The 6182-nt window shown below is 49.5% G+C and carries 1 protein-coding gene, 2 tRNA genes and 3 rRNA genes; all 6 read right to left on the minus strand.

Going from position 1 to position 6182, the window contains the following annotated elements; translation table 11 throughout:
- Positions 1 to 9: 9 nt before the first annotated feature.
- Positions 10 to 297 (minus strand): ComEA family DNA-binding protein, encoded by a 288-nt coding sequence (locus ACTHSW_RS10630; RefSeq protein WP_070460228.1) that lies wholly within the window; start codon positions 295 to 297, stop codon positions 10 to 12.
- Between the two features lie 389 nt (positions 298 to 686).
- Positions 687 to 800: ribosomal RNA gene (gene rrf / locus ACTHSW_RS10635) — 5S ribosomal RNA — on the minus strand.
- A gap of 94 nt (positions 801 to 894) precedes the next feature.
- Positions 895 to 3783: ribosomal RNA gene (locus ACTHSW_RS10640) — 23S ribosomal RNA — on the minus strand.
- 348 nt (positions 3784 to 4131) lie between these two features.
- A tRNA-Ala gene (locus tag ACTHSW_RS10645) sits at positions 4132 to 4207 on the minus strand.
- Between the two features lie 5 nt (positions 4208 to 4212).
- Positions 4213 to 4289 (minus strand) — tRNA-Ile (locus ACTHSW_RS10650).
- Between the two features lie 105 nt (positions 4290 to 4394).
- A 16S ribosomal RNA gene (locus ACTHSW_RS10655) occupies positions 4395 to 5935 on the minus strand.
- The 16S, 23S and 5S rRNA genes sit together here with 2 tRNA genes alongside, the layout of an rRNA operon.
- Between the last annotated feature and the right edge of the window lie 247 nt (positions 5936 to 6182).

The raw sequence follows: 6182 nt of genomic DNA on the forward strand, positions 1-6182 counted from the left end.
CCGTCAGGCTTATTTTTTCACGGCAGGCTGTGCGGCCTTAGGCGCGGCAGGAGAAACCGTCGCCTCCGCCTTCAATTTGTTCAGTACCGCATCACCGATGCCCTTCACGTTTTTCAGCTCCTCCACCGATTTGAACGCACCGTTCTTCTGACGGTATTCCACAATCGCTTTCGCCTTAGCCGGGCCGATACCCGGCAAGGCCTCCAGTTCGGCAGAAGACGCGGTATTAATGTTCACGGCGGCCAAAGAGAATGCTGCACAGACGGCGGCAAATGCACCAAATAAAAATTTCTTCATCAGATTTTTTCCCATAACATATTTGATTGAATCAGTCAGGAAGCCTACCGAATGGTTTTATTCCACTCTGTAAACACTGTCACATACGCGCAGATAGGGCAACAGCTCATACCCACACAAATGCTTACGACATATTAACGCAAATATCGTTTGATTTCAAATATTCTAAACAGTTAACCATAACTTTCAGTACTTTTGTTCAAGAATAACAACAGAGTTGTCATCCTTTAATTTAAACAACAAGCATGCACGAACACTCAATAGGTATCGGAATGGGTATCGGTTCATCAATATCCTTGCACCCATTACCCTACCTCCTATCGTCAAACCGACAGAAACGACAGGTATATAAAAAGCCCCCGACATCAGTCGGGGGCTTTGGAATGGGTGTTTGGCGGTGACCTACTTTCACATGGAAGAACCACACTATCATCGGCGCTGAGTCGTTTCACGGTCCTGTTCGGGATGGGAAGGCGTGGGACCAACTCGCTATGGCCGCCAAACTTAAACTGTTACAAATCGGTAAAGCCTTAATCAATTATTTGGTGATGACTGAATCAGTCAGTAAGCTTTTATCTTTGAAGTTCTTCAAATGATAGAGTCAAGCCTCACGAGCAATTAGTATGGGTTAGCTTCACGCGTTACCGCGCTTCCACACCCCACCTATCAACGTCCTGGTCTCGAACGACTCTTTAGTGTGGTTAAACCACAAGGGAAGTCTCATCTTCAGGCGAGTTTCGCGCTTAGATGCTTTCAGCGCTTATCTCTTCCGAACTTAGCTACCCGGCTATGCAACTGGCGTTACAACCGGTACACCAGAGGTTCGTCCACTCCGGTCCTCTCGTACTAGGAGCAGCCCCCGTCAAACTTCCAACGCCCACTGCAGATAGGGACCAAACTGTCTCACGACGTTTTAAACCCAGCTCACGTACCACTTTAAATGGCGAACAGCCATACCCTTGGGACCGACTACAGCCCCAGGATGTGATGAGCCGACATCGAGGTGCCAAACTCCGCCGTCGATATGAACTCTTGGGCGGAATCAGCCTGTTATCCCCGGAGTACCTTTTATCCGTTGAGCGATGGCCCTTCCATACAGAACCACCGGATCACTATGTCCTGCTTTCGCACCTGCTCGACTTGTCGGTCTCGCAGTTAAGCTACCTTTTGCCATTGCACTATCAGTCCGATTTCCGACCGGACCTAGGTAACCTTCGAACTCCTCCGTTACTCTTTGGGAGGAGACCGCCCCAGTCAAACTGCCTACCATGCACGGTCCCCGACCCGGATTACGGGTCTGGGTTAGAACCTCAAAGACACCAGGGTGGTATTTCAAGGACGGCTCCACAGAGACTGGCGTCTCTGCTTCAAAGCCTCCCACCTATCCTACACAAGTGACTTCAAAGTCCAATGCAAAGCTACAGTAAAGGTTCACGGGGTCTTTCCGTCTAGCAGCGGGTAGATTGCATCTTCACAACCACTTCAACTTCGCTGAGTCTCAGGAGGAGACAGTGTGGCCATCGTTACGCCATTCGTGCGGGTCGGAACTTACCCGACAAGGAATTTCGCTACCTTAGGACCGTTATAGTTACGGCCGCCGTTTACTGGGGCTTCGATCCGATGCTTGCACATCTTCAATTAACCTTCCAGCACCGGGCAGGCGTCACACCCTATACGTCCACTTTCGTGTTAGCAGAGTGCTGTGTTTTTAATAAACAGTCGCAGCCACCTATTCTCTGCGACCCTCCAGGGCTTACGGAGCAAGTCCTTAACCTTAGAGGGCATACCTTCTCCCGAAGTTACGGTATCAATTTGCCGAGTTCCTTCTCCTGAGTTCTCTCAAGCGCCTTAGAATTCTCATCCTGCCCACCTGTGTCGGTTTGCGGTACGGTTCAATTCAAACTGAAGCTTAGTGGCTTTTCCTGGAAGCGTGGTATTGGTTACTTCATGTCCGTAGACACTCGTCATCACTTCTCGGTGTTAAGAAGACCCGGATTTGCCTAAGTCTTCCACCTACCGGCTTAAACAAGCTATTCCAACAGCTTGCTAACCTAACCTTCTCCGTCCCCACATCGCATTTGAATCAAGTACAGGAATATTAACCTGTTTCCCATCGACTACGCATTTCTGCCTCGCCTTAGGGGCCGACTCACCCTACGCCGATGAACGTTGCGTAGGAAACCTTGGGCTTTCGGCGAGCGGGCTTTTCACCCGCTTTATCGCTACTCATGTCAACATTCGCACTTCTGATACCTCCAGCACACTTTACAATGCACCTTCATCGGCCTACAGAACGCTCCCCTACCATGCCAGTAAACTGGCATCCGCAGCTTCGGTTATAGATTTGAGCCCCGTTACATCTTCCGCGCAGGACGACTCGACCAGTGAGCTATTACGCTTTCTTTAAATGATGGCTGCTTCTAAGCCAACATCCTGGCTGTCTGGGCCTTCCCACTTCGTTTACCACTTAATCTATCATTTGGGACCTTAGCTGGCGGTCTGGGTTGTTTCCCTCTTGACAACGGACGTTAGCACCCGCTGTCTGTCTCCCGAGGAACCACTTGATGGTATTCTTAGTTTGCCATGGGTTGGTAAGTTGCAATAACCCCCTAGCCATAACAGTGCTTTACCCCCATCAGTGTCTTGCTCGAGGCACTACCTAAATAGTTTTCGGGGAGAACCAGCTATCTCCGAGTTTGTTTAGCCTTTCACCCCTATCCACAGCTCATCCCCGCATTTTGCAACATGCGTGGGTTCGGTCCTCCAGTACCTGTTACGGCACCTTCAACCTGGCCATGGATAGATCACTCGGTTTCGGGTCTACACCCAGCAACTGTTCGCCCTATTAAGACTCGGTTTCCCTACGCCTCCCCTATTCGGTTAAGCTCGCTACTGAATGTAAGTCGTTGACCCATTATACAAAAGGTACGCAGTCACACCACAAGGGTGCTCCCACTGTTTGTATGCATCAGGTTTCAGGTTCTATTTCACTCCCCTCCCGGGGTTCTTTTCGCCTTTCCCTCACGGTACTGGTTCACTATCGGTCGATGATGAGTATTTAGCCTTGGAGGATGGTCCCCCCATATTCAGACAGGATTTCACGTGTCCCGCCCTACTTTTCGTACGCTTAGTACCACTATTGAGATTTCGAATACGGGACTATCACCCACTATGGTCAAGCTTCCCAGCTTGTTCTTCTATCTCGACAGTTATTACGTACAGGCTCCTCCGCGTTCGCTCGCCACTACTTGCGGAATCTCGGTTGATTTCTTTTCCTCCGGGTACTTAGATGGTTCAGTTCTCCGGGTTCGCTTCGCTTATCCTATGTATTCAGATAAGGATACCTCCTAAGAGGTGGGTTTCCCCATTCGGACATCGCGGGATCATAGCTTTATTGCCAGCTCCCCCACGCTTTTCGCAGGCTTACACGTCCTTCGTCGCCTATCATCGCCAAGGCATCCACCTGATGCACTTATTCACTTGACTCTATCATTTCAAGAACCTCTTTGACTTCGTTTGCCTACCCGTTGACTAGGGAAATAAACTTGAAATTCCTACTTTGATAAAGCTTACTGCTTTGTTGTGTCTTAATCCTGCCTTTTGTGTTTCAGGATTAAGTCGATACAATCATCACCCAAATACTGTGTTTGTTTCCTTTTCTCTTGCGAGAGATTTTTCATCCTTTGCAAAGAACAAAAAATCAAAACAAACTCATTGTCTTTGTTTGTTGATTTCGGCTTTCCAATTTGTTAAAGATCGATGCGTCGATATTTCACTTCGCAAATCAAAATAAGCTGCTAAGTATAGCAGGCTTCCTTTGATTTGTAAAGTTCTTGGTGGAGGCAAACGGGATCGAACCGATGACCCCCTGCTTGCAAAGCAGGTGCTCTACCAACTGAGCTATGCCCCCGTTCTTGGTGGGTCTGGGAGGACTTGAACCTCCGACCCCACGCTTATCAAGCGTGTGCTCTAACCAGCTGAGCTACAAACCCGGATTCTCTTCTTAAGCGAATCTTGTCTTCACTCAAGCTTTTCTCTTCCGCATCTTTTACAGTTTACCGATAAGTGTGAATGCATCAGACCTCTTCTTTCTCTAGAAAGGAGGTGATCCAGCCGCAGGTTCCCCTACGGCTACCTTGTTACGACTTCACCCCAGTCATGAAGCATACCGTGGTAAGCGGGCTCCTTGCGGTTACCCTACCTACTTCTGGTATCCCCCACTCCCATGGTGTGACGGGCGGTGTGTACAAGACCCGGGAACGTATTCACCGCAGTATGCTGACCTGCGATTACTAGCGATTCCGACTTCATGCACTCGAGTTGCAGAGTGCAATCCGGACTACGATCGGTTTTGTGAGATTGGCTCCACCTCGCGGCTTGGCTACCCTCTGTACCGACCATTGTATGACGTGTGAAGCCCTGGTCATAAGGGCCATGAGGACTTGACGTCATCCCCACCTTCCTCCGGCTTGTCACCGGCAGTCTCATTAGAGTGCCCAACTAAATGATGGCAACTAATGACAAGGGTTGCGCTCGTTGCGGGACTTAACCCAACATCTCACGACACGAGCTGACGACAGCCATGCAGCACCTGTGTTACGGCTCCCGAAGGCACTCCTCCGTCTCTGGAGGATTCCGTACATGTCAAGACCAGGTAAGGTTCTTCGCGTTGCATCGAATTAATCCACATCATCCACCGCTTGTGCGGGTCCCCGTCAATTCCTTTGAGTTTTAATCTTGCGACCGTACTCCCCAGGCGGTCAATTTCACGCGTTAGCTACGCTACTAAGCAATCAAGTTGCCCAACAGCTAATTGACATCGTTTAGGGCGTGGACTACCAGGGTATCTAATCCTGTTTGCTACCCACGCTTTCGAGCATGAACGTCAGTGTTATCCCAGGAGGCTGCCTTCGCCATCGGTATTCCTCCACATCTCTACGCATTTCACTGCTACACGTGGAATTCTACCTCCCTCTGACACACTCTAGTCACCCAGTTCAGAACGCAGTTCCCAGGTTGAGCCCGGGGATTTCACATCCTGCTTAAGTAACCGTCTGCGCTCGCTTTACGCCCAGTAATTCCGATTAACGCTCGCACCCTACGTATTACCGCGGCTGCTGGCACGTAGTTAGCCGGTGCTTATTCTTCAGGTACCGTCATCAGCTGTCGATATTAGCAACAGCCTTTTCTTCCCTGACAAAAGTCCTTTACAACCCGAAGGCCTTCTTCAGACACGCGGCATGGCTGGATCAGGCTTGCGCCCATTGTCCAAAATTCCCCACTGCTGCCTCCCGTAGGAGTCTGGGCCGTGTCTCAGTCCCAGTGTGGCGGATCATCCTCTCAGACCCGCTACTGATCGTCGCCTTGGTAGGCCTTTACCCCACCAACTAGCTAATCAGATATCGGCCGCTCGAATAACGCAAGGCCCGAAGGTCCCCTGCTTTCCTCCTCAGAGAATATGCGGTATTAGCTAATCTTTCGATTAGTTATCCCCCATTACTCGGTACGTTCCGATATATTACTCACCCGTTCGCCACTCGCCACCCAAGAAGCAAGCTTCTCTGTGCTGCCGTCCGACTTGCATGTGTAAAGCATGCCGCCAGCGTTCAATCTGAGCCAGGATCAAACTCTTATGTTCAATCTCTAACTTATAACTTCTGGTCTGCTTCAAAGAAACCGACAGGACAATGTCTAAAACATCATCTTGTCTGTCTTTCAAACAGTGTGAGGCCTAATGCACTCACACTTATCGGTAATCTGTTTTTTAAAGAGCGAATCGAATTATACAGTACATTTAGCAAATGTCAACTAAAATTATCGAAAATTCTAACTAACTGTGTTATACTGTCTGCTTCGTTTTCTTCACCGCGTCAGCAGCGAAGAAC

Source organism: Neisseria sp. P0008.S004, from assembly GCF_051962755.1.
Lineage (GTDB): Bacteria > Pseudomonadota > Gammaproteobacteria > Burkholderiales > Neisseriaceae > Neisseria > Neisseria subflava_A.

Bases quoted from the DNA above. Each gene is read 5' to 3' on its own strand.
- ACTHSW_RS10630 (WP_070460228.1), bottom strand. From the start codon at position 297: ATGAAGAAATTTTTATTTGGTGCATTTGCCGCCGTCTGTGCAGCATTC.